The sequence below is a fragment of the Corallococcus aberystwythensis genome (genome assembly GCF_003612165.1).
Lineage (GTDB): Bacteria > Myxococcota > Myxococcia > Myxococcales > Myxococcaceae > Corallococcus > Corallococcus aberystwythensis.
Map to the genome: position 1 here is coordinate 1 of NZ_RAWK01000153.1, position 24291 is coordinate 24291.

At 70.6% G+C, this 24291-nt stretch carries 21 protein-coding genes and 1 pseudogene; 13 read left to right on the top strand and 9 right to left on the bottom strand.

What is annotated here, in order from left to right:
• The 4 genes and pseudogenes from D7W81_RS24205 to D7W81_RS24220 form a co-directional block, all read left to right on the top strand.
• Positions 1-1755, top strand: a pseudogene (locus tag D7W81_RS24205) (GspE/PulE/PilB domain-containing protein); the annotation flags it as partial.
• Between the two features lie 114 nt (positions 1756-1869).
• The gene (locus D7W81_RS24210; RefSeq protein WP_120557756.1) at positions 1870-3402 is read left to right on the top strand and encodes a sensor histidine kinase; all 1533 of its coding nucleotides are present in this window, start codon (positions 1870-1872) and stop codon (positions 3400-3402) included.
• The gene (locus tag D7W81_RS24215; protein ID WP_120557757.1) at positions 3399-4781 is read left to right on the top strand and encodes a sigma-54-dependent transcriptional regulator; all 1383 of its coding nucleotides are present in this window, start codon (positions 3399-3401) and stop codon (positions 4779-4781) included. The genes D7W81_RS24210 and D7W81_RS24215 overlap by 4 nt, the downstream gene beginning before the upstream one ends.
• 136 nt (positions 4782-4917) lie before the next feature.
• A complete protein-coding gene (locus D7W81_RS24220; RefSeq protein ID WP_120557758.1) occupies positions 4918-6255 on the top strand; it encodes an FAD-binding oxidoreductase in 1338 nt (445 codons plus the stop codon).
• Between the two features lie 3 nt (positions 6256-6258).
• On the opposite strand, the gene D7W81_RS24225 is transcribed toward D7W81_RS24220, so the two are convergent.
• From D7W81_RS24225 to D7W81_RS24235, 3 genes are all read right to left on the bottom strand, one after another.
• Entirely contained in the window at positions 6259-7647 is a 1389-nt protein-coding gene (locus D7W81_RS24225) for a WS/DGAT/MGAT family O-acyltransferase (RefSeq protein ID WP_120557759.1), read from the bottom strand.
• Positions 7648-7690: 43 nt separating this feature from the next.
• Positions 7691-8494 carry a hypothetical protein gene (locus D7W81_RS24230; RefSeq protein WP_120557760.1) on the bottom strand — a complete coding sequence of 268 codons (804 nt, stop codon included), beginning with the start codon at positions 8492-8494 and terminating at the stop codon, positions 7691-7693.
• 94 nt (positions 8495-8588) lie between these two features.
• Positions 8589-9584 carry a class I SAM-dependent methyltransferase gene (locus D7W81_RS24235; protein WP_120557761.1) on the bottom strand — a complete coding sequence of 332 codons (996 nt, stop codon included), beginning with the start codon at positions 9582-9584 and terminating at the stop codon, positions 8589-8591.
• Between the two features lie 382 nt (positions 9585-9966).
• Here D7W81_RS24235 and D7W81_RS24240 point away from each other — a divergent pair, with 382 nt between their 5' ends.
• Both D7W81_RS24240 and D7W81_RS24245 read left to right on the top strand, forming a co-directional pair.
• On the top strand, positions 9967-10359 hold the full coding sequence (locus D7W81_RS24240) for a hypothetical protein (RefSeq protein ID WP_120557762.1): 393 nt from the start codon (positions 9967-9969) through the stop codon (positions 10357-10359).
• Between the two features lie 89 nt (positions 10360-10448).
• Entirely contained in the window at positions 10449-11828 is a 1380-nt protein-coding gene (locus tag D7W81_RS24245) for a hypothetical protein (protein WP_120557763.1), read from the top strand.
• A gap of 3 nt (positions 11829-11831) precedes the next feature.
• Here the strand turns inward: D7W81_RS24245 and D7W81_RS24250 are convergent, their stop codons facing one another.
• The 5 genes from D7W81_RS24250 to D7W81_RS24270 all read right to left on the bottom strand — a co-directional run bounded on the left by D7W81_RS24250 (position 11832) and on the right by D7W81_RS24270 (position 16078).
• A complete protein-coding gene (locus D7W81_RS24250; RefSeq protein WP_120557764.1) occupies positions 11832-12863 on the bottom strand; it encodes a hypothetical protein in 1032 nt (343 codons plus the stop codon).
• Between the two features lie 45 nt (positions 12864-12908).
• Entirely contained in the window at positions 12909-13376 is a 468-nt protein-coding gene (locus D7W81_RS24255) for a hypothetical protein (RefSeq protein ID WP_120557765.1), read from the bottom strand.
• 75 nt (positions 13377-13451) lie between these two features.
• Positions 13452-13940: a serine/threonine protein kinase gene (locus tag D7W81_RS24260; protein ID WP_120557766.1), complete on the bottom strand. Its 489-nt coding sequence runs from the start codon at positions 13938-13940 to the stop codon at positions 13452-13454.
• 13 nt (positions 13941-13953) lie between these two features.
• A complete protein-coding gene (locus tag D7W81_RS24265; RefSeq protein WP_244227391.1) occupies positions 13954-14886 on the bottom strand; it encodes a DUF2381 family protein in 933 nt (310 codons plus the stop codon).
• Positions 14887-14926: 40 nt separating this feature from the next.
• On the bottom strand, positions 14927-16078 hold the full coding sequence (locus D7W81_RS24270) for a site-2 protease family protein (RefSeq protein WP_120557767.1): 1152 nt from the start codon (positions 16076-16078) through the stop codon (positions 14927-14929).
• Between the two features lie 165 nt (positions 16079-16243).
• Here D7W81_RS24270 and D7W81_RS24275 point away from each other — a divergent pair, with 165 nt between their 5' ends.
• The 5 genes from D7W81_RS24275 (at position 16244) to D7W81_RS24295 (ending at position 21182) form a co-directional block, all read left to right on the top strand.
• Positions 16244-17806: an acyl-CoA carboxylase subunit beta gene (locus tag D7W81_RS24275; RefSeq protein ID WP_120557768.1), complete on the top strand. Its 1563-nt coding sequence runs from the start codon at positions 16244-16246 to the stop codon at positions 17804-17806.
• Positions 17807-17927: 121 nt separating this feature from the next.
• The gene (locus D7W81_RS24280; RefSeq protein WP_120557769.1) at positions 17928-18542 is read left to right on the top strand and encodes a hypothetical protein; all 615 of its coding nucleotides are present in this window, start codon (positions 17928-17930) and stop codon (positions 18540-18542) included.
• Positions 18543-18582: 40 nt separating this feature from the next.
• Positions 18583-20100 carry an acetyl-CoA carboxylase biotin carboxylase subunit gene (gene accC / locus D7W81_RS24285; protein ID WP_120557770.1) on the top strand — a complete coding sequence of 506 codons (1518 nt, stop codon included), beginning with the start codon at positions 18583-18585 and terminating at the stop codon, positions 20098-20100.
• 39 nt (positions 20101-20139) lie between these two features.
• Positions 20140-20652, top strand: coding sequence for a biotin/lipoyl-containing protein (locus tag D7W81_RS44180; protein WP_120557771.1), 513 nt, complete (start codon positions 20140-20142; stop codon positions 20650-20652).
• Positions 20653-20660: 8 nt separating this feature from the next.
• On the top strand, positions 20661-21182 hold the full coding sequence (locus D7W81_RS24295) for a YfbM family protein (RefSeq protein WP_120557772.1): 522 nt from the start codon (positions 20661-20663) through the stop codon (positions 21180-21182).
• Positions 21183-21200: 18 nt separating this feature from the next.
• Here the strand turns inward: D7W81_RS24295 and D7W81_RS24300 are convergent, their stop codons facing one another.
• The gene (locus D7W81_RS24300) at positions 21201-21986 is read right to left on the bottom strand and encodes a TSUP family transporter (RefSeq protein ID WP_120557773.1); all 786 of its coding nucleotides are present in this window, start codon (positions 21984-21986) and stop codon (positions 21201-21203) included.
• Positions 21987-22070: 84 nt separating this feature from the next.
• Here D7W81_RS24300 and D7W81_RS24305 point away from each other — a divergent pair, with 84 nt between their 5' ends.
• Together D7W81_RS24305 and D7W81_RS24310 are read left to right on the top strand one after the other, a co-directional pair.
• Positions 22071-22883, top strand: a complete 813-nt coding sequence (locus tag D7W81_RS24305) for a hypothetical protein (RefSeq protein WP_120557775.1) — start codon at positions 22071-22073, stop codon at positions 22881-22883.
• Between the two features lie 107 nt (positions 22884-22990).
• A partial coding sequence (locus D7W81_RS24310) for a DUF4388 domain-containing protein (RefSeq protein ID WP_368773749.1) occupies positions 22991-24291 on the top strand: 1301 nt, incomplete at its 3' end.

Here is a 24291-nt window from a genome sequence, read left to right on the forward strand (position 1 = left end):
GTGTGGCCGCCCGCGCCCGAGCAGCAGGCCCGCGCGGCCCAGGCCGGCACGCCGACCCCGCCGCCCGTTCCCCCGGCGCCCCGGGGCGAGCCGTCGTTCATCATCTTCAGCAACCCCGCGTCCACCCCGGGCGCGAACCGTCCGCGCGCGCAGGAGCCCGCTCCCATCCCGGGTGCCTCCAACGCGCCGGATGCCGCCGTGCCGGAATGGACGCTGCCCCAGGCCCGCTCCGCGCTGCGTGAGGCGACGCGGGACCTGGACCGCCTGTTGGATGTGGCGCTGCGCTTCGGCCGCCGCACGTTCGACTACGTGGCCGCCTTCGCCGTCGTGCGTGGCGCCGCCGGAGGCTGGGACGCGCGCGGCGAAGGGCTGGACGCGAACGCCCTGTCCCTCGTCTCCATCCCCCTGGACGCGAGCAGCGTCTTCCGCACCGTCGCCGTCACGCGCGGCAGCTACGCGGGCCCGCTGCCGCCGGACGCGCTCACGCGGCACTACCTGGAGCTCTTCGGCCGCCAGGCCCCGCGCACCGTCTTCCTGTACCCGGTGGAGGTGAAGGGCCGCCTCGTGGCCATCCTCTACGGCGACTGCGGCCAGAAGCCGATGAGCCAGCGCCGGCTGAGCGACTACATCCTGTTCTGCCAGGACCTGCCGGCCGCCTTCCAGGACCTCATCCTCTTCCGCAAGCAGCGCGTGTCCGAGCTGCGCGCGCCCGAAGAGGACATCACCATCGACGTGGACGTGCCCGGCTTCCCGGCCCCCGTCCAGCCCGCGCCCGCGCCCGCCGTGGTGGCGGGCCTGGGGTGGAACCCCGTCTTCGGCCGGGGCGGCGTGGCCAACCTGGGCCGTGCCGCCGCCCTGCCCCCGCGCGTGCTGTCCCCGGAGGAGCGCCCGCCCCCGGACTTCACGCCGCTCCTGCGCCGGCTCACCGGTCCGGACGCGTCCCAGCGCTCCAGCGCCATCGCGGAGCTGGCCCGTTCACCGGAGGCCAGCGCCCGGGTGCTCGCGCAGCACTTCCCCGGCCCCACCGCCTGGAGCCGGCTGCCCGTCGTGGAGCTGCCGGAGGCGGACGAGCTGGGCCCCATCCCCGCCGCCCTGTCGCGCCTGGGCCGTCCCGCGGCCGTCGCGCTGGCGCCGCTGCTGGATTCGAACGACGCGGACACGCGCTACCTGGCGCTGCTCACCGCGGGCAACCTGCCCTACGCGGAGCTGGTGGACGGCGTGCTGCGCGGCCTGTTCGACATGGAGCCGGACATCTCCAGCGCCGCGCGGATCGCCGCCGCCGCCCTCAAGCATCTGCCGCGCCTGGACGCGTCCCTGCGCGACCTGCGCCAGGAGCTGGCCAGCCGGGACGCCCTGCGCCGCTCGCTGGCGGCCCGCGCGCTGGGCACGCTGCACGACCGCGACGCCATCGAGGGCCTCATCAACCTCACCGGCAGCGACGACGCGATGTGCGCGCAGGCCGCCGCGGAGGCGCTGCGCGAAGTCACCCGCGCCACGCTGGGCCTCCAGCCGCGCCAGTGGTCGGCGTGGTGGGCGGAGAACCGCAGCCGCCGCCGCGCGGACTGGCTGGTGGCCGCGCTGCGCCACCGCGAGCTGGACGTGCGGCTCGCCGCCATCGAGGAGCTGAGCCGCGCCCTGCACGACACGCTGGGCTACTACGCGGACGCGCCGGACGCGGAGCGCGAGGCCGCGGTGCGGCGCTGGGAGTCCGCGGCGGTGGACCCCGCCAACGCCCGCCGGTTGGGCATGCTCTGAGCCACGGAGGCGCGCGATGACGGGCGCCATGTGGCTCAGCCTGCTGGCGTGCGCGGGGCACCACGCCCTCGCACGCATCACGCTTGCCGTCGTGCGGAGCCCCAGAGGCGCGCGATGACGGGCGCCATGTGGGTCAGCCTGCTGGCGTGCGCGGGGCAACTGGCCCTCGCCGGCATCGCGCTCGCCCGCGTGGGCAGGAGTCCCCTCGCGCTGCCGCTGTCGCTCCTGTCCATCGCGCTGTCCTCCTGGAACTTCTCCGCCTTCGGGCTCGCGCGCTCCGGGGACTCCGGCTGGCGGTTGATGGGCTTCGCCGCGGCGCTGATGACGCTGCCGTGCGCGGTGCACTTCATCCTCGCGTTCGTGGGCCGCCGCCGCCGCTCCGCCCGGGTGCTGTACGGCACCTACGCGGTGATGAGCGCGCTCGCGCTGACCATGCTCGTGGCCATGGGCGTGCCCGCGCTGGAGGAGCGCATCAACACCTTCCGCTTCGGGCTCGTGGTCGCCCTGGGCGTCATTCCCATCCTCACCACGGGCTTCGTGCTGCTCACGCGCCACCTGCGCCGCGCGGGCTCCGCGGACGAACGGGCCCGCGCGGGCCTGGTGCTGCTGGGCCTGGCGCTGCTCGTCGCGTTGCTGCTCACGGACCTGGCGGCGGACATGGCCCTGCCCGTGCCGAAGCTGGGCAACGTGGGCACCCTCCTGGGCCTGCCGGTGATGGCCACCGCGTCCTTGCGCTTCCAGCTCTTCGGCCAGGACTCGCGCGCCACGAGCGCGGCGGTGCACGCGGTCGTGCTCGCGCTGGTGGGCGTGCTCGCCTACCTCGCGCTCTTCCGCGTCTTCGCCGCCGAATCCGGGGCGCTCGTCGTGGGCACCACCGCCATCACCTTCGCCCTGCTCGCGGCGGCGCGAAGGGTCGTCACCGGCTTCGTCACCCAGCGCCAACGCCTGGAGCAACTGGCCACGCTGGGGCGCTTCTCCGCGCAGATGGCGCACGACCTGAAGAACCCCATCGCCGCGCTCAAGGGCGCCGCGCAGTACCTCAAGGAAGAGCACGCGCGCGGCCACTCCTGGGACGCGCACGGGGACTTCCTGGACCTGCTGCTGGAACAGGTGGAGCGCCTGGACCGCGTGGCGGGCACGTACCAGCGCCTCGCGCGGGTCGAACCGCTGCGCCGGCCGCTGGACCTGAACCGGCTGGTGGAAGGCGTGCTGTCGCTCCAGGCCTTCGCGACACCGGGAGCGGTGGCGCTCCAGAAGGACCTCGCCCCCCACCTGCCTGAATGCGCGGCGGACGAGGACCTGCTCGCCAACGCGCTGGAGAACCTGGTGCGCAACGCCTTCGAGGCCATGCCCGCGGGCGGAACCCTCACCGTGCGCACGCGGCAGGACGGCGACGCGGTGGTGGTGGAGGTACAGGACACCGGCACCGGCATGGACGCGCGCACGCGGGAGCGCGCCTTCGACGACTTCTTCACCACCAAGGCGACGGGCAGCGGCCTGGGGCTGGCCTTCGTGCGGCGCGTGGCGGAGGCGCACGGCGGCACCGCGTCCCTGACGAGCGGCGAGGGCCATGGCACCATCCTCCGCCTGCGCCTGCCGGCAACGACCGTCCCCACGGTCCTGGCATCCGAGGGAGAAGCCGCGTGAGCGACACACTGAAGGGCCACGTCCTGGTGGTCGACGATGATCCCGCGCTCATCAAGGTACTGGGCGCGCTGCTCACCCAGGCGGGCCTCACCCCGCATCCCGCCTCGAACGCGAAGGACGCCCTGGCCCTGCTCGCGCGCCGGCCCATCGACGTGGTCTTGAGCGACGTGCGCATGCCGGGCATGAGCGGCATGGAGCTGCTCGCGGAGGTGGGACGCGGCTGGCCGGACGTGCCCGTGCTGCTGATGACGGCGCATGGCACCGTGCCGCTCGCGGTGGAGGCGATGAAGGCGGGCGCGGCGGACTTCGTGCTCAAGCCCTTCGACCGGGAGGAGCTGCTCTTCACGCTGAAGAAGGCGCTGCTCCAGGCGAGCAACACGCCCCAGCCCGCACGAGGCGAGGGCAAGGCGCTGGACAGCCTGTTGATGGGCTCAAGCCGCGCGATGACGGAGGTGAAGTCGCTGCTGGTGAAGGCCGCCCAGGGCACCGCCACCGTGCTGCTCCGGGGCGAGTCCGGCACGGGCAAGGAGCTGGCCGCGCGGGCCCTGCATGAGAACAGCCCCCGGCGCGCGGGGCCGTTCGTGAAGCTGCACTGCGCGGCGCTCCCGGACACGCTCTTGGAGAGCGAGCTGTTCGGCTATGAGAAGGGCGCCTTCACCGGCGCGGCGACGCGCAAGCCCGGCCGCGTGGAGCTGGCGCACGGCGGCACGCTGTTCCTCGACGAGATTGGGGACGTGTCCCCCGCCGTGCAGGTGAAGCTCCTGCGCGTGCTCCAGGAGCGCGAGTTCGAACGGCTGGGCGGCACGCAGACCGTGAAGGTCGACGTGCGCTTCGTCGCGGCCACGCATCAGGCGCTGGAGGACGGCGTGCGCCGGGGCACCTTCCGCGAGGACCTCTTCTACCGGCTCAACGTGGTGCCCCTCTGGCTGCCCACGCTGCGCGAGCGGCCGGAGGACATCGCGCTCCTCGCCCGCCACTTCCTGGACGTGCACGCGAAGACCAACGGCCGGCCGCCCTTCACGCTGAGCGAGGACGGCCTGCGCGCTCTCCAGACCCAACCGTGGCCCGGCAACGTGCGCCAGCTGCAGAACTTCCTGGAGCGGCTGGTGGTGCTCTCCGACGGGCCCGTGCTCACCGGCGCGGACGTGGCGCGCGAGCTCTCACGCCAACCCGGCATCGCGCCCGCACCTGTCGCCGCGCCCCTTCCTCCATCCCCGTCCGACTCCGTCACGCTGGAGTCGCGGCGCAAGGACGTGGAGAAGGAGGCGCTGGTGGATGCGCTGAAGCGCGCGGGTGACAACCGCACGCTGGCGGCGCGGCTGCTCGGGGTGAGCCGGCGCACGCTCTACAACAAGCTGGAGGAGCACGGCCTGCTGTAGGGCAGGCGTCCGTGTACGGCCCGGGCGTCCAGGCCTATGCTGCTTCGCGCGCGTACTCCCTCGACGTGCCAACGTGCCTCACCCGAGCCCCCCTCCCGGCCCGCAAGGGTTGGCTGACACGAAGGAGCAACGCCCCATGCCCCAGACCCTCGCCAGCCGCGTGAGCGGCCCCGTCTACACGCCCGACGACGCGGGCCATGCACCGGAGTGCGCTGGCTTCAACGTGCTGGTCCACCACACGGCTCCGTACGTGGTGGCGGTGAGGTCCACGCAGGACGTGGCGGAAACCATCCGCTTCGCCCGCGAGAACCAGCTGCCCGTCGCCGTGCAGGCCACGGGGCACGGGACGTACGCGCCGGTCACCTCCGGCGTACTCATCTCCACGAAGGCGCTGAACCAGGTGAGCATCGACGCGGCGACGCGCATCGCCACCATTGGCGCGGGCGCGCGCTGGGAGCCGGTCATCGCGGAGGCCGCGAAGCACGGCCTGGCCCCCATCGCCGGCTCGTCCACGAACGTGGGCGTGGTGGGCTACCTGCTGGGCGGCGGCCTGGGGCCCCTGGTGCGCAGCCACGGCGTCAGCTCCGACTACGTGGTCGGCTACACGCTCGTCACCTCCGACGGTGAGACGGTGGAGGCAAGCGCCGAGCACCACCCGGACCTCTTCTGGGGCCTGCGCGGCGGCAAGAGCGGCTTCGGCATCGTGACGCAGGTGAAGGTGAAGCTGGTGGAGCTGCGCTCGCTCTACGCGGGGAGCCTCTTCTTCGCGGAGGAGCACATCGAGGCCGTGCTGCGCGGCTGGGTGAAGTGGACGTCGGAGGCGGACGCGCGCGTGTCCACGAGCATCGCCGTGATGCGCTTCCCGCCGTTCGACTTCATCCCGCCTCCGCTGCGCGGCCGCACGGTCATCAACCTGCGCTTCGCATACCCGGGCTCCACGGAAGAGGGCGCGAAGCTCGCGGCGCCCCTGCGCGCGCTGGCCCCCGTGTACCTGGACATGCTGAGCGAGCTGCCCGCGTCCCAGATGGCGCGCATCCACAATGATCCGGATCAGCCCAGCCCCGCGTGGACGAACGGCATGATGCTGACCCACGTGGACCAGGACTTCGCCACCACGGTGCTGCCTCACGTGGGCGCGGGCGTGCAGACGCCGTACTTCATGCTGGAGGTGCGGCACCTGGGCGGCGCCAGCTGGCGGGACGTGGCGGGCGGCTCGGCGGTGGGGGGCCGCGGCGGCAACTTCGTCATCGGCCTGGTGGGCATGCACCCGCCGCTCTTCGACACGGTGCTGCCCGGCGCGACGGAGGGCCTGCGCGCGGAGCTGACGCCGTGGCTGTCGACGGAGATGACCATCAACTTCATGGGCAAGGCCCGCTCCGCGGAGCACTTCGACAGCGCGTGGCCGGACGCCATCCGCGCGAAGCTCAAGGAAGTGCGCGGCAAGTACGACCCGCACCAGCTCTTCGCGAAGTAGGGCTCAGGGGGCCATCGTCTCCAGCGCGTCCAGCTCCTCCTGGAACGCGGCGACGAGGGTCCCCGGGTCGGGCACGCGTGACGCATCCGAGGCCACGCCCACGGTCACCTGCCCCGCGTAGCTGAAGAGGCTGACCCCCAGGCCCACGTGACCGGCCTGGGGGACCCAGAACGTGAGTCCCGCGAGCCGGCTGCCCGCGAGCGACACCGGCTGGCGGGGACCGGGCACGTTGGTGGCGACGAGCGACGCCTTGGTGCCAATCACATCCACGACAGCGCGCTCCAGCGCGGCGGGCGTGCGGCCCAGGAGCTCCAGCATCCCGGACATCACCACCGCTTCCGGCGAGCGCTTGAGGTGCTCCATCCGCTTCGCCACTTCGCGAAGCCTTCGGCGGGGCTCCGCCAGGTGCACGGGGAGCCGCAGGAACACCACGCCGAAGTGGTTGCCCAGCTCGCGAGGCACCGGCGCGTCCAGCGGCCTCAGGTTCACGGGCACCAGCGCGTGCACGTCCTCCAGCGGCGCGTCCCGCGAGGCCAGGTAGCGCCGCAGCGCCCCTGTCAGCGCCGTGAGCAGCACGTCGTTCACCGTGCCGCCCAGGGTCCGGCCCACGGCCTTCACCCGCTCCAGCGCGATGGGCTCCGACCACGCGGCGAGCTTCCGGTTCCCCAGCGGCCCACGCAGAGGAGAGCGGGGGTCGGGAGGCAGCACGAGCAGCTTCCCCAGCGCCGCCGCGCCCTTCGCGCCGTCGCGCACCAGGTCACCCGCGAGGATGGGCTCGCGCACCAACTCCGCGCCCTTGCGCAGCGCGGAGCGGGCGCCGCGGGCCAGCCGCATCCATCCCGGAGCCCGGAGCTGCCGCGCGTCCTCGGAGGGGAGGCCCTCATCCCCCTCCTCCCGCGCCACCGTGCGCGCAGGAGTCCCCGCCGCGTCCACCGGATCCGTGAGCGACAGCAGCACGCGCGCGAGCGCGATGCCGTCCGCCATGCAGTGGTGCAGCCGCGCGAGCAGCACGTCCCCGCCCGGCGCGCCCCGCACCAGGTGGAAGTGCCACAGCGGACGCGAGCGCTCCAACGGCACGCCCAGCCAGTCCCCGACGAGCGCCTCCAACCCCGCGCGCCCCGCCGCCTCCGGCACGCGCAGCGTGGACAGGTGCTCCTCCAGGTTGAAGTCCGGCGCGTCCTCCCAGTGCGGCGCGCCCAGCGGTCCGGACACCACGCGCTGCCGGAAGCGCGGGTAGCGCTCCACCAGCCGCTCCTGCAACACCGCGCGCAGCCGCTCGCCGACCACGGCGCCGTCGAACCACAGCACCGCGGTGATCATCATCAGGTTCGCGGGCTCCTCCATCTGGAGCCACGCCGCGTCCATGCTCGCCATCCGCTCGCGGCCTGCCATGGCGTCTTCTCACCCGTGCGCCCCCGTGGGGGCAAGGTCCTCCTTACGGCTTGGGTTGCGGCTCCGGCGCCTCCTGCTTCTCCCGCTCGAACTGGAACGTCTGCCGGGTGGCGCCCGGCACCGTGAGGACGAGCGAGTCCTTCTCCTCGATGGCGTACGTGAACTCCCCGCCCTTGAACTTCCCCTTCGACAGGGGCACCACGCGCTCCTTGCCGCACACCGGACCCACGGCCTGTCCGTCATTCGTGCGCAGCGCCAGGTGCTTCTTGTCCTTCACCTCCACCCGGCCCCACGCGCGCACGTCCAGCGTGCTGCCGCGCCCCAGCGTCGCGTCATCCAGCTTGGTGCGCAGCACGAAGCACCCGTTGGGCGTCAGTTGCAGCGCCCGCGCGTAGTCGGACCGGGGCTGCACGTCGATGCGCTCCTCCGCGCCCTGGTCCACGTCCGGGATGCTCGCCGCGGACAGCACCCACGTGCCCACCAGCTCCTGCGGGACCGGGGTGCCCTTGGGGGCCTTGTCGCCCTCGCACGGGTTGGACGCCAGCTTCTCCGGGCTCTTGGGCGCGGGCTCGAAGGACTTCTCACAGGTGAGCCCGCACGACTTCGCCGCGCACACCGTGTCGTCCGGCGCGCAGGCCGCCTTGCTCGTGCAGGACTTCAGCCGCTTGAGCGCGTCCTCGCACCCCTCGCGCATGCACTTGTCGACGCACTCCGCGTCGATGCACTCCGACACGCAGACCCAGTTGGTGCGGCCACACACGCCCGCCACGGTGCGGGGGGACTGGGCCGCCGCGGGCAGCGCGGCAACGGACACGAGGAGCAGGACGAGGAGCCGGAACGGTCGCATGTGGAGTGCAAGCTAGGCAGTGCGCCCACCTGCGGCGACACCCGGAGGCAGCATGGCTGTCCACCGGGCATCACTCCGGGCTCCGGCACTGCCGTCAGGTGAACTGCCACCGCCAGGTGCGCGGGTCGGACGGGTTGGGCAGCTCCAATTCGAAGTCCAGCGTGTCGTAGCGGCTGAACTCGCGAGGCTCCACGCGCAAGAGCGTCATCGCCGTGGTGTTGCGCTCGCGCAGCGGGGACACGTTGAAGGCCAGCTCCGCGTCGAAGAAGGCCTTGTAGAACAGGCAGAAGCCGTCCACCCGCCCGTCCTCCTCCACCGGCCGCCGGATGCGCACGCGCGAAGGCAGCCCGTCCGCGCGCATCGTCTCCAGGTCGAACGCGAACGCGGGCTCCGGCTCGCACAGCAGGTGGTCCACTTCGTAGGAGCGCACCATGCGCGTGAAGTACGACGGGCTCATCGCCTCGCGCAGCGACTGGAGGCAGCGGAAGTCCACGTGGGGCAATTGCTGCGTCCAGATGAACGGGACGCACGCCTCCTCGCGCAATTGCACGGGCTCCACGAAGACCTCGAAGCGGTTGGGCAGGATGCGGCCCCCGGGTTTGAGCAGGCGCGAGCGCAGGTCCAGCATCCGCGGCACGAGCCCCGCGTCGAGCAGCGCGTCTCCCATGAGTTCGTGCAGCAGCACGTCCACCTTCTCCTGCGGCTGGAAGTGCCAGGTGGGCTCACGCACGAAGTCGATGCGGTCCAGGCCGTTGCGGCGGGCCACCCACTGCGTGGTGTCCAGCAGGCGCGACTCATCCACCGCGTACAGCTTGCGCGGGTGCTGGTGCGCGGCCAGGAAGGTGCGCAGGCCGGTGCCGGCCTTCACGTCCACCACCACCTGGTTGGGGCGCACGTAGCGCTCCACCGCGCGGCGCCACACCTCCACGCGCTGCGGATCCGCCAGCAGGGAGTCTTGTGGCGAGGGACTGGACAGGGCCAGGCTGTTGGGCGCGTGCCGGCGGTGCAGGTGGGACACGAGCGGCAGGTGGCTGAGACGCGAGCGCAGGTCCATCAATGCCTGACGTGGCAGATCGAGCAGATTCGGCATGGCTTCCCCCCGGAAGGCCGTGACTGGCCCGACAAGGACGCGGCCGACCACCCCGTCCCCCGGAACCAGGACTCCGAACGATGCGGGAATTCCGGGTTCCGACCCAATCCGTCCCAGGGGCCGCCCACTGTCCCCGAGTGAACGCCCGCCCCAGCTCCGGGTCGCGATCCACTCGCCCCGCCTCCCGACAATCCCTCAAAGCGGGAGCAACCAGGAGTGTCCGTGCATGACAGTTCGAGCGTCCCTCCGGGCGGGCAAGAAAACGGGGGGAAGGCGTTTTTCCAGCAAAGCCTCTACTCCGCGAGCCCAGCTGGCGGACGCGAGGCCGGATGCCGGTCATGCCCGTGGATGGACCCAGGTCTTGTCGGAAGAGGGGGCACGGATGATGCGAGCCATGGAGTCGCGGACGCAGGGCGGGCGTGAGCGGTCGGGCGCCGTCGCGGGCGGGGCGCGCTGGGAGGCGCAGCCGTGGCGGCTTCAGCTCCAGGACGTGCGGGCGCGTGAGCACCGGGTGTCGCGGTCCGCGCTGGTGGCGGCGCTCCTGGCGGAGGGCTTCACGGTGGAGGCGGACGTGGCGGAGTTCGCCGGGGCGCTGGAGGACCGGGCGTCGCTCAGCATCGGGCAGGTGCTGCGGTTCGTGGACAGCGTGCGGGTGCGCATGGCGCTGGCGTGCACGGACGACGAGGTGTTGCAGCTGGCCTACCTGCGCCGCAACGCGGAGGAGCTGGCGGAGCGGATGATTGACTGGGCCAACACGGGGCGGCTGCCGGCGTAGGGCAGGCGGGCGCCTTCGCGGACGTTGGTGGTGGGCGTCCCGGGTGGGAGTGCCTTGACAGGGACGGTGGGTCGCTTTCAGGTGGGGGCATGCTCGCCCTTGCTCTTGCCGCCACGCTGGCGGCCGCACCCGCGCCCCGCGTCGCCGCCTCGACGGTGACGGTCCTCCACATCCCCCAGCTCGACCAGGCGCAGGGGTTGAACGCGTTCCTGACGCGGGCGGGGGCGTACTCCCAGATGCTGAACCCGGCGTCGTGGAGTGGGGAGCTGCACCCCATCCTGCCGCTCGACCTGGCGAAGCCGGAGGCGATGGAGGCGATGGGCATCGACGCGACGGGGCCCCTGTCCGTGTCCATGCGGAAGGACGGCCGCATCGCGTGCACGCGGGTGAAGGACGCGAAGGTGTTCCAGGAAGCCACGGCGAACGTGCTCGCGCGCAGCGGCGACGTGAAGGCGGGCACGGTGAAGGGCGTGACGACGCTGCGCGCGCCCAGCGCCTCGGGCGGCTTCGGGGGCTACGTCATCAAGGGCCAGGAGGCGTGCGCCTTCCTGAGCACGGACTCGGACGACGCGCTCCGCAAGGAGGCCGCGAAGCTGGTGGCGCAGAAGGCCCCGGCGGCGGACGCTCGGATGGCCACGGTGCCGGGCGTGCTGTTCGTGTCCACGAAGGACGGCGTGGTGGCGCTGGACGGCACGGCCACGGGGCTGAAGGTGGAGGGCACGGCGACGAAGCTGCCCCTGCCGCCCTTCCAGGCCAAGGGCACCAGCCCCTACGGGGCCATGTCCCCCGCGGGCCTGCTGTTCGCGCGAGCGCAGGTGGCGCCCACGGGCGTGGCGCAGGCGGTGGACTCCGTGGCGGACGCGGTGCGGACGGTGTGTCCCACGTGCCCCGCGGAAGACGTGAAGGCGGTGACGGACGCGCTGGCGAAGCAGCTGACGGGGCAGGTGTTGTTCGGGGTGGACTCGGTGGCGGTGAAGGGTTCGCTGCGCAAGCCGGAGGTGCGCTTCTTCGCGGCGAAGCAGGCGCTGGCGGCGGAGGTGACGGACGCGGCGGCGGTGAAGGCGGCGCTGGCCCCGCTGGCGAAGTTCCCCGGCGCGAAGGCGCTGGAGGACGGCTACGCGATGGAGGCCAAGGGCGGCAGCGTCTACGTGCGGCTCAAGGGCAAGCAGCTGGTGTTCGGCAACGACTCCACGGTGACGCAGGCAATGCTCGCGTCCCTGCCGGAGAAGGGCGGGCCGCTGAAGCGCGCGGTGGAGTTCACGTTGGACCCCAAGAAGCTGGCGCGAGGCCTGTCCCAGGTGTCGCTGATGGACGTGATGGGCGACGAACGCCTGGCCGCGTTCTTCGGCGCGAGCACGGAGCTGGGTCCCCTGCTCGCCAAGAGCGACAGCATCACCGGTTGGCTGGACAGTGCACCCAATGGTTCTCACCGGTTCCAGATGAACTGGTCGCTGCCGGAGAAGAACTGAGACCTATGCCTCCCGGATCGTGACCGCGTGGGAGAGCTGGCCCCTGGCGCACGTCCAGACAATCTTGTTTGCCTTCTCCATGTTCGTCACCTCATAGGACTGGAGATGCATGTCGATCAGTCTGTAGTTCAAGACGTCGCCCAGGTCCGCGCGGAACTCCTCCAGTGACTCCGCGAAGGGCGCGTTGTCCTCGGCGACGTCCCTGGCCACGGTGACGAATTCTTCAAGAAAGGCGGACTGCATCTCCTTGGAGTCCACGTTGTCATCCGTGACTCCAGACTGGAGCGCGGCGAACGCCAGCGAGCAGCACATGCGCCAGTCCACGATGGGGCCTTCCTCGCTCTTGTTGCCCCAGAACTCGAATCCACGCCGATACCGGACGCGTGCGAGTGACTCCTTCCGCATGAACTGGAACTTGTTCACCTGATCCAGATCCCGGTCGGCATTGAGATGCCCGGAGTCACCCACGCGCACCGAGGTGAAGTTCGCCTTGAGGGTGAAGTCCGCGAGCTTCTTCTGGAGTGCCTGGGCCAGCTGCCCGGACAGGCTGTCGCTGAAGAGGCTGTCCTGGGTGACCTGGGACTCGTAGCCGACCGTGGGTCGTCCGGCGAAGCAGATGCACAGCGCGATGCTCCAGCGGATCGACGTGTCCTTGAAGGCAGAGGTGATCCGGTGGATGTGGTCGGCGATGTTCTGGTTCCGCACGCCCAGCTTCGTGCCGGTCGCACCTCCCGCGACGAGCCCGCGGTTCTCGTTGTACTGGCCATGTCCAGCGACCAGGATCTTGATGTGGCTTGAGCTGAAGCTCGAGAGCCGTCCCCTGATGAACTGGGTGGCGTCGAAGAGCGACTTGTTCGGCTCGCTCATGTCGCAGACAAAGCCAGCGGGGTCCTTCACCCGGTAGGACTTGAAGTATTTCAGGCCATGGGCGGAGTCGGTCTTGGCATCGACATACTTCTTCAGGTGGGAGGTCATGACGCTGGACATGTCCTCCTCCAGCACCGAGTAATCGAGAACGACGTAGCCGTCTTTCATGGACGCCCAGGATACCGGAACGCCAACGGCCCTCTCCAGGGACCCCTACTTGCGCACCAGCTCCACCTGCATGCCCAAGAGCTTGCGGCCCTCGCCGGTGGAGCCGCACATCGCGCCGTCCGTGAGCGGTCCCATGGGGCGCTCCATGCCCTCCACCTTGCACCAGTAGCGCACGGTATACAGATGCGCCCCCTCGCCGCGCAGCCGGATGCCGAAGGCCTCCAGGCGCCGTGCTTCGCCCTGCGTCCCACAGGGCGTGCCCTCCGGCAGCCACCCCGAGTCACCGAGGTCCTGGAGGTGGCACTGGTACGCCAACTGCACGGCCTTCATGGGGCGCTTCAGGTGCAACTCGAACTGCTCGATGCGCTTGGGCTGCGTGGGCAGCCACGTGGCCCGGCTGGAGGTCTGGTTGCCGATGTCCTCGCTGTGCACCGTGCCCACCAACGTCACCGTCTTCGAGGGAGCGGCACTCAGCGTCGACGCCAACATCATTCCAACCAGCAGGCTCTTCATGGGGCTTCCTTGTGGGAGACACCCGTCCGGACGCGGTTGGAGTGGACCTATTCAGCCGGTTCGCTACGCCGTCCGCTACCGGAACGCATCCACGACGTAGGCCGCCGCGGTGGAGCCTTCGAGGATCGCCATCCCAGGCTTCGAGTCAGGACTCTTCCGCATCTGGTCCTGGCTGAGCCGGGCCACGGCACAGATGGGGAACTTCTCGCTGTCCGGTGGATGGGCCTCGTAGTACCGGATGACGACCTGCGGACCGCTGGTCCAGACCTGTCCGTACAAGCGGGTCGTCGCCTCCAGCGTGCCGAAGTCCTCCTCGAGGATGCTTTCAATCGGACCGTCGTAGAGCGTGGGACGGCGTGAGCCAATCTGGTTCGCGTCGAGTTCCACCAACTGCGCATCGCCTACACGCAGCTTCAAGGCCCGCATCGTCCGCTTGGCCTCCTCCGAGCACTCCTGCGGACCGGGAGTGCCATCCGGGCGCAGCGACACACCGCTGCTGGTGCATCCAGAGGACGCAGAGAGCAGGACGAAAGTACTGAGCAGCAGGGCCTGTGTCGTGGGCATGGCGGCGACTTTTCTACTGCCGAACCAGCGCATGTTCCATCGCCACGGCGACCTGGAGGAGCCCATCTTCCCGGAAGATCTGGAGGGCCAGATCAGCAAACTGTCCGCCCTTCTGCTCGAAAGAGCTCCGGTCCACGACAACCGCGATCCGCCCCGACTGGCCAGGGACGATCACCGGCTGGTCCATGCGCAGCGCGAATGGACGCGCCGTGCCGAGGGAGAGATCACGGGTCACGGAGGCACTCTCGAACCTCCACGGCTCCCGAAGCACCGTGTTCCGCAAGGTCACCACGGCGGCTGCCTTCCCTGGTCCCTTGAAGACCTCGACCACCATGTCCATGTCCTCGTTGCGCAACCGGAAGACCCGCTTGCGACGAAATGGCGTCTTCCCCACCTCACCGTTGGCGAGAAGCGTCGCGTAGGCATGGTCGACGGAGTTCTCCTCCTGCTTGAACCGCTCGTTCTCCTCACGCAATTCACGCTCGCGGTTGAGCGCGTCATACAGCCCTGAAAGCACCTCGTTGTAGCTGCCAGGGTCCTTGAACACATTGACCTGGTAGTCGATCCACCCCCAGTCCTCGCGGCGCTTCGGCCTCACGAGGAACGTGAACGCGGTCCCATCCGCGAGCGTCACGTGGAGCGGTAGCGCTTCACCTTCATCCAGGTCGCGCAGCGGCTCGATAACCACCTTCTTGCTCCCAATGAGCAGGGGTTCGAACCGGCCCTCCCACGAGAGCAGCCGGGTCTTCGCGGCGTCGACGTCCTGCTCGAAGCGCAGCACGCTCGCCACCTGCGCGGAAACATAGATGGATGGCGCTTCCTGCCCGGGATGGGCAGGAACCTGGAGCGTCCGGATCCTGATCTTTTCTTCAAGCTCTCGGGCCAGCGCCGGAAATGCCATCAAGCCGAGCAGCAGGCCGCATTTGAGTGACAGCGACGAGGACATGGAGGGCCCCACTTATCAGGGTGGATGCCCCCTATCCAACCTACACCGTCCGCTCCCGCGGCCAGCCCGTCCGCGACCTGTTCCGCTCCGCCTCCTCCGCGAGCGTCAGCCCTCGCTGGAGGTCATTCCAATCCAACGTCCCCGCCAGCAGCCCGTCCTCATCCACCACCGCGACCACGGGCACGCGCGCCTCCGCCATCCTGCGCAGCGCTGTCCATCCGTCCTCCCCCAGCTCCGCCACCACGCCGTCCTCCATCGCGTCGCGCACCATGTAGCTCTCGCGCTGCGCCTCCGGCACCGCCTGCACCGCCGCCCACGTCACGCGCCCCACCGGCCGCCCCGCGCTCGTCACCGGCAGCATGCCCACGTGCTCGCGCCTGAGGGCCCAGTGCGCGTCCTCCATCGACAGGTCCAGGTCCACGCCCACCATCCGGGGCGTCATCAGCGCCTCCACCTTCACCTGCTCCAGCAGCGCCTTCATCCGCACCTGCCGCGACTCTCCTTCCGCGCCCATCAACACGAAGAAGGCCACCACCAGCGTGAACGGGTTCAGCGTCACCACGCCCCACACGCCGAACGCCACCGCGAACACCCGCCCCAGCGCCGCCGCCACCTTCGTCGCCCGCACCATCCCCAGCCTTGGCGTCAGCGCCGCGCGCACGATGCGCCCCCCATCCATCGGGAACGCCGGCACCAGGTTGAACACCCCCAGCACCGCGTTGAGCATCGCCAGTGTGAAGAGCGCGAACTGCACCTGGAACATCCCCAGGCCGTGCACCCCCCACGTCAACGCGCCCAGCAACGCCGCCAGCCCCAGGCTCGTCAGCGGTCCCACCAGCGCCATCAACGCCTCGTCCCGGGGGCGCTTGGGCACCTCCGCCAGCTCCGACACGCCCCCCACAATCATCAGCGTGATGCCGTGCACCTCGCCGCCGTGCCGCAGCGCATAGAACGTGTGCGCCATCTCGTGCAGCAGCACCGACACGAACAGCCCCACCGCCACCGCCAGGCCCCACGCCCACGGGTGCCCGCCCAGCGCTTCCGGCGGCACATCCGCCGTCTCCGCGGCCCGCTGGAGCGCCTGGCCGAACGACAGCGCCAACAACGGCAGCGCGATCAACAGGGAGAAGTGCACCCGGATGGGAACCCCCCGGAACGCCCCCACCTGCAGTGTCCCCGGCCTCGCATGCATCGCCAGCCTCCCTGGTTCCCCGCGCCGGCCCCCGGACGCGGTGTCGGAAATCCTGAACTTCCGTCCCGTTCCCGCCCTGTGCACATGAAGCCCGGCCGTCCGTCCCCCCCTCCAGAGGCAAGGGAAGCGCTGCCACCGACCTTCAATCGTGTTAGAGCGCCCCCCATGGCCACGACCCCCGAGAACGATCCCTTGCGCGCACGGCTCCAGCAGATGGAGCAGCAGGCCGAGCAGGGCGGCGGCGCCGAGCGCATCGCCAAGCAGCATGAGGCCGGCAAGCTCACGGCCCGCGAGCGCATCGACCTGCTCCTCGACCCCGGCTCCTTCAGCGAGCTGGACAAGTTCGTCACCCACCGCAGCCACGACTTCGGCATGGGCGACAAGAAGATTCTGGGCGACGGCGTCGTCACCGGCTACGGCACCGTGGAAGGCCGCCAGGTGTTCGTCTTCGCCCAGGACTTCACCGTCTTCGGCGGCTCGCTGTCCGGCGCCTACGCCCAGAAGATCTGCAAGATCATGGACCTGGCCACCCGCGTGGGCGCGCCCGTCATCGGGCTCAACGACTCCGGCGGCGCGCGCATCCAGGAAGGCGTGGAGAGCCTCGCCGGCTACGCGGACATCTTCCTGCGCAACACGCTGGCGTCCGGCGTCGTCCCCCAGATTTCGCTCATCCTGGGGCCGTGCGCGGGCGGCGCGGTGTACTCGCCCGCCATCACGGACTTCATCATGATGGTGAAGGACACGTCGTACATGTTCATCACCGGCCCGGACGTCATCAAGACGGTGACGCACGAAGAGGTCTCCAAGGAGTCCCTGGGCGGCGCGCTCACGCACAACCAGAAGTCCGGCGTGGCCCACTTCGCCGCGGAGAACGAACAGGCCGCCATCGCCATGACGCGCGAGCTGCTCTCGTTCCTGCCCTCCAACAACCAGGAGGACCCGCCGGCGCAGCCGTGCGAGGACGACCCGTTCCGCGCCGAGGAGTCGCTGAAGAGCATCGTCCCGGCGAACCCGAACAAGCCCTACGACATCAAGGAGATCATCCGCGCCATCGTGGACTCCAAGCACTTCTTCGAGGTGCAGGAGCACTTCGCGAAGAACATCGTCGTCGGCTTCGCGCGCATGAACGGCAAGAGCGTGGGCATCGTCGCCAACCAGCCCGCGGTGCTCGCCGGCTGCCTGGACATCGACGCCAGCGTGAAGGCCGCGCGCTTCGTGCGCTTCTGCGACTGCTTCAACATCCCCCTGCTCACGCTGGTGGACGTGCCCGGATTCCTCCCCGGCACCGACCAGGAGTGGGGCGGCATCATCACCCACGGCGCCAAGCTGCTCTACGCGTACGCGGAAGCCACCGTCCCCAAGATCACGCTCATCACCCGCAAGGCCTACGGCGGCGCGTACGACGTCATGGCGTCCAAGCACATCCGCGCGGACATCAACTACGCCTACCCCACCGCCGAAATCGCCGTGATGGGTCCTGAGGGCGCGGTGAACATCATCTTCCGCAACGAGCTGCTCAAGGCCCAGGACGCCAACGCCGAGCGCAAGAAGCTCACGGACGACTACCGCGAGAAGTTCGCCAACCCGTTCAAGGCGGCGGAGCTGGGCTACATCGACGAGGTCATCCGCCCGGAGGAGACCCGCGCCAAGGTCATCCGCGCGCTGGAGATGCTCAAGGACAAGCGGCAGGAGAACCCGCCCCGCAAGCACGGCAACATCCCGCTGTAGAAGTAGTCCCGGACCGCGCCCGCTCGCCCCCCGTCGCCAGGGGGGCAGGCGGGCGTCGCTACTTCCGGAAATTCTCAGCTAACGCCGGGGCTTTCACGGGGCCACTCAAGGAGCCCCCCACGTGTCCCAGCAGCGCCGACTCGTTCTCTTCCTCTCCGACGTCGAAGGTAACCTCACCGCTCTGCGTCAGACGCTCAAGGGCGTGTGCGAAGGGCTGGACCTGCCCACGCCCGAGGTCAAGTGGGTGGAGTCCCGTCCCGACGCGCTCGCCGACGGCGGCTGGCACGTGGCGGAAATTCCCCTCGTCTCCGGCAAGACGTCCGGCAAGGTGTCCTCCCCCGAGGAGCACCTGGACGCGATGACGCAGGCGCTCTCCAAGGACTTCCGCGACCGCTCCATGGGCATGTACGTGGACCGCGAGCACAGCTACGCGCGCGTCTGCATGGCCGCCCCTAGCCGCCCCCCCCGAGCCATGGAAGGCGAGTACCTGGACGTCCTGCGCCAGGCCGCGCGCTGGCTGGACGTGGAGACGACGACCGTGGCCCGGCTCTTCAGCGGGAATGCGGCGCGCAACCTGCTTGCGGCCGCGGTGGACTTTGGCCCGGACGGCAAGCCCGTGGAGGCGCCCGCGCACCCCGCCCCGCCCCCGGAGCCGGACGAGGACGACCGCTTCGTGGAAGCGAAGCTCACCCAGGCGAAGCAGCTGATGGACCAGTACCTGAACCTGCGCAAGTAGGGGCAGGCAATCCCGGGCGCCCCATGGTAGACGGGCGCCCATGCCCAAGATCCGCAAAGTGCTCGTCGCCAACCGCGGCGAGATCGCCATCCGGGTGATGCGCACCTGCAAGGACCTCGGCATCGCCACGGTGGCGGTGTACTCCGAAGCAGACCGCTCCGCCCTGCACGTCCGCACGGCGGACCAGGCCTACTTCGTGGGCCCCCCGCCCTCGCGTGAGAGCTACCTCGTGCAGGAGCGCATCCTGGAGGTCGCGAAGCAGTCCGGCGCGGACGCCATCCACCCCGGCTATGGCTTCCTGTCGGAGAACGCGTCCTTCGTGCGCGCCTGCGAGAAGGCCGGCATCACCTTCATCGGTCCGCCGGCCGCCGCCATGGACGCCATGGGTGAGAAGACCCGCGCCCGCGCGAACATGATCAAGGCGGGCGTGCCCGTCGTCCCCGGCACCACCGAGCCCATCGCCACCATCGAGGAAGCGCGCGAGTACGCGCAGAAGATCGGCTTCCCCATCATGCTCAAGGCCGCCGGCGGCGGCGGTGGCAAGGGCATGCGCCGCGTGGAGGGCATGGGCGACTTCGACTCCGCGTGGCGCTCCGCCAAGAGCGAGGCGATGAGCTCGTTCGGCAACGACGCGGTCTACATCGAGAAGTACCTGGAGAAGCCTCACCACGTCGAGATCCAGGTCTTCGCGGACCAGTACGGCAACACCATCCACCTGAACGAGCGCGAGTGCTCCGCGCAGCGCCGTCACCAGAAGGTGGTGGAGGAGACGCCCAGCCCCATCCTCACGCCGGAGTTGCGCGCGCAGATGGGCGAGGTCGCGGTGAAGGCGGCCAAGGCCGTCAACTACGTGGGCGCCGGGACGGTGGAGTTCCTGGTGGACGTGCACCGCAACTTCTACTTCCTGGAGATGAACACCCGCCTCCAGGTGGAACACCCCGTCACCGAGTGGGTCACGGGCCTGGACCTGGTGGCCATGCAGATCAAGGCCGCGGAGGGTGAGAAGCTCCCCCTCTTCGAGGCCCCCACCCCGCGCGGTCACGCCATCGAAGTGCGCGTGTACGCGGAGGACCCGGCGCGCAACTTCATGCCCAGCCCCGGGAAGATCCACGCGCTGCGCGTGCCGAGCGGCCCGAACGTGCGCGACGACTCGGGCGTGTTCGCGGGCTACACGGTGCCCAACTTCTACGACCCCATGATCTCCAAGCTGTCCGTGTGGGGCGCCACGCGCGAGGAGGCCATCGCGCGGGCCAAGCGGGCGCTGTCCGAGTACGTGGTGAAGGGCATCACCACCAACATCCGCTACCTGCACGGCATCCTGTCCCACCCGGAGTTCGTGGGCGGGGACTACGACACCAGCTTCCTCACCCGCCATCACACGGCGCTGCTGGGCGAGGAGGACCCGAAGCTCAGCGAGGTCGCGCTGCTCGCCAGCACGCTGCACGCCTTCCAGCGCGACCAGAAGCGCGCGAAGACGCTGCCGTCGCGCAGCGGTGGCGGTGACGCCAGCGGCCGCATCAGCCCGTGGCGCCTGGCGCTGAAGAGCCGCCGCCGCTGATCCGCTTCCTGCCCAAGCCCAAGGAAGGACCTTTTCTCCATGCGTTACTTCACGAAGCAGCAGCAGGGTCAGAAGGAAGCGGTCCCGGTGGACCTGGAGTCGCTGGGCCAGGACCGCTACCGGCTCACGGTGAACGGCAAGACATACCAGGTGGACGCGCTCTCCGTGGAGCAGGGCACGCTGTCGCTCCTGGTGGACGGCCAGTCCTACAACGTCGAGTTCGAGGAGAACGGCGACGAGATTGGCACGCTGGTGCGCGGGCAGGTGAACCGCACCGACGTGGCGGACGAGCGCAAGCTGCGCATGCGCGCGGCCGCGGGCAGCTTCTCCGTGGAGGGCCGGCAGCTCATCCTCGCGCCCATGCCCGGCAAGGTGGTGAAGGTGCTGGTCAAGGTGGGTGAAGAGGTGAAGGAGGGCCAGGGGCTCGTGGTCGTGGAGGCCATGAAGATGGAGAACGAGCTCAAGAGCCCCAAGGCCGGCAAGGTCACGGAGGTGTTCGCCAAGGAAGGCACCGCCGTGGAGAACAACGCCAAGCTCGTCGTCGTGGAGTAGCCCGCCCCATGGAGATGCTCTGCACGCTGCGCAGCACCACCGAGACCCAACGCCTGGCCCTGCGCAAGGCGCCTGAAGCGCTGGAGCCCTTCCTGGAAGACGAGGAGGACTTCGGCGACGCGAAGGGCGCGGCGTTCCTGGAGCTGGACATCGGCGAGGCGTGGCACGGCCTGCAGTACCTGCTCACCGGCACGGCGTGGGAGGGCACCCCGCCCCTGGACTTCCTCGTGCGCGGCGGCGAGGACGTGGGCGACATCCCCTCGGATGAAGGCACCGCGCGCGTGTTCGACGTTCCTTCCGTGAAGGCACTGGCGGAGGCGCTGAAGAAGACGTCCGTGGAGGACCTGCGCCAGCGCTTCGACCCGGCGCGGCTCCAGGCGGAGGACATCTACCCCGGCACCTGGGACGAGGAGGAGCCCGCGGAGGATGTGGATCCGCTGGAGGAGCTGCTCTCCTACTTCGTGGAGCTCCAGAAGTTCACCGCCTCGGTGGCGAAGCGCGGCCTGGCGCTGCTCGTGCACATCGGCTGAAGGCCGCGGCGCGCCGCTTCAGCCCGCCCAGCCCAGCCACACGTCGTGCCCCAGCTTCAGCACCAGCGCGGCCACCACGCCCAGCACCACGACGCGCACCAGCTTGTCGCCGCCCTTCACCGCCACGTGCGCGCCCAGCCACGCGCCGGTGAACTGCGCGGCGGCCATGGGCAGCGCCACCTTCCACAGCACCACGCCCCGGAGCGCGAAGAGCGTCACCGACGCCAGGTTGGAGGCGAAGTTCACCACCTTCGCGTCCGCGGACGCGCGCGCCAGCCCGTGGCCCAGCAGCGACGAGAACGCCACGATGAGGAACGTGCCGGTGCCCGGGCCGAAGAAGCCGTCATAGGTGCCGATGCACAGCGCGATGAGCGCGCCAATGGCCTGCGCGCGCGGCCGGGGTGAGGGCTCCACGCCGTCGCGCTTCGGAGGCGTGCGGCGGAAGGCGAGGAACACCGCCACCGCGATGAGCAGCACCAGCACCAGCGGCTTGAGCACCTCCGGCTTGAGCAGCAGCACCAGCGCCGCGCCGCCGAACGCGCCCAGCAGGCCGAAGGGAAACGTCACCTTCGCCAGCTTCTTGTCCACCAGGCCCGCGCGGGCGAAGCGCACCAGCGCCGCGCCCGAGCCGAACACGGACTGGCCCTTGTTGGTGCCCAGCGCCACGTGCGCGGGCAGGCCCGCCGTCAGGAGCGCGGGCAGCGTGATGAGTCCGCCGCCTCCCGCGATGGCGTCCACGAAGCCCGCGCTCAACGCGGCGACACACAACAGCCCCAACTTCAAAGCGCTGACGTCCAGGTCCACGATGGCGCCCGCTTATCACCCGGGCGCCGCGCCGTCCTGGCCGGTTGCTTGCGTCGCACGGAAGCTTGGGGGTCAATGGGCTCCATGCTCGCGACCCTGATGACCGTGCTGGCACTGACGCTCGCCGCGCCGCCCTCGCCGCCCGACCCCACCACCGCCACGTGCCGCTCCATCGACGGGCACGTGTCCTGTGGCTATGCGTGCAAGTCGGATGGACAGCGCGTGCGGTGCGCCCAGACGCTCCAGGGCAAGTGCACCGTCATCGACGGGCAGGCCGTCTGCTTCGACCCGCCCGCCTACGTGGTGAAGGCGTACGGCGCGGGGCTGCCGGAGTCGGAGTGCAAGACCATCGACGGGGTGGTGGGCTGCGGCTACGGGTGCGTCACGGACTTCGGCAAGGTGCAGTGCGCGAAGACGCCCGCGGGCGTGTGCCGCAGCCAGGGCGGCAACGTGACGTGCTTCGACCCGCCCGCCGCGGTGTTCGCGGTGTTCGGCCGGCAGGTGCCGCGCGCGCAGTGCGTCAGCAACGGCCTGCAGGTGGCGTGCGGCTTCAACTGCGTGAACGCCTCCGAGGGCGTGCGCTGCGCGAAGACGCCCCTAGGTGTGTGCAAGGCGCAGAACGGCCACGTCACCTGCTTCGACCCGTCGCCCGCGGCGCTCTGCGCGTGGGGCAAGGGCCTGCCCGCGCCCCAGTGCAAGCTGAGCGAGACAGGCCCGGTGTGCGGCTACAACTGCACCACGGCCTACGGCAAGGTGGCGTGCGCGGGCACCCCGGCGGGCATCTGCAAGGTCTTCGACAGCGAGGTGTACTGCTTCGACCCGCCCGCCGAGCAGCAGGCCGACGCGGCGTGCCTGGCCAGCGTGGGGCTGGCGGCGATGGAGGGCGCGAAGCCCTGAAACACCCCGACTGCCCGCTCGCGCGAGGACGTCCGCTTGGAGGCGGGCACGGGCAGCGATAAAATTCCGTCTTCCCGGCGGTCGAGGGAGTGGGAGCAGGACGGCACATGGCGGAGGGTGAAGTCCGGCAATACTGGGTGCGCAACGATCGGGGCACCACCTGGGGGCCCCTGACGGGGGCGACCATCGAGTTGCTCATCGACAGCGGCTCCATCCAGGGCAAGCTCCAGGTCTCCAACGACGGGCTGCAGTTCGCCTTCCCGTGGCGCTTCCCGGAGGTGCGGGACGCGTTCCCCCGCGAGCTGTGGGGGGACGGCGCGCCCGCGTCGCTGCTGCAATCCTCGCCCGCCGCCATCGTCCCGCCGCCTCCGCCCGGTCCTGGCTCCGCGCCCGGCGCGGGTCCGGCGGCCGTGCCCATGGCGGGCCCCGGGGCGGCGCCCGCCGCGGGTCCGGGTGCCATGCCCATGGCGGGCCCTGGGGCGATGCGGCCCGGTCCCGGAGCGGCGCGTCCGGCCGTTGACGCGGCGGGACGTCCTGTCGCGGCCGCGCGGCCTCCGGGCCCTCCCGTCGCGGGAGCCCGTCCACCAGGAGCTCCCGCTGGCGCGGGGGCGGCTCCGGCCGCGGCGGCCCGTCCGGCCGCGCCCCCGCAGGCTCCCGCGGATGACGGGACCAACACGGTGCCGCCGCAGGGTCAGCTCCAGCAGTGCTCGCCCATGCAGCTGTATGGGCGCATCGCCGCGGGCGAGCAGACGGGCCTGCTGACGCTGGGGCTTTCGGACCGCACGCTGTCCATCCACTTCCGCAAGGGCAGCCCGGAGTTCGTGGACTCGTCGCACGCGGAGGACGCGCTGGGCGTGTCGCTGATGGGGGCGCGGCTCCTGACGGCGGAGCAGCTCCAGCAGGCGGAAGGCGCGAAGGACCGCTTCGGAGGGGACCTGCTCGCGGCGCTCTTCGGGCTGGGGTTGCTCCAGCCGGCGACGGCGTTCACGCAGCTGGCGCAGCGGGCGCTGGGCATCCTGGGCAAGGCGCTGCGCGCGGAGTCCGGGACGTTCACCTTCGAGGTGCGCGACCTGCCCGCGCAGAAGGCGATGCCGCTGGGCAACCGCTGGGCGCTGCTCAGCGACCAGGTGCGCCGCATGCCGACGGCGGACCTCAAGCGGCGGCTGGCCTACGTGCTGCCCATGCCCATCATGAAGTCCGGGGGCCGGGTGGCCTCCAGCGACCTGCGGCTGACGCCGCACGAGGTGCGCGCGCTGTCCTTCATCGACGGGGTGCGCTCGCTGGGGCAGCTGCTCCAGGACGTGCCGCAGGACGTGGATCACCTGCTGCGCGTGGCGTTCCTGCTGAAGGAGCTGAACGGCGTCTCGTTCGCGGCGGCCTCGCGCGCACAGGCGGCGGCGCCACCGCC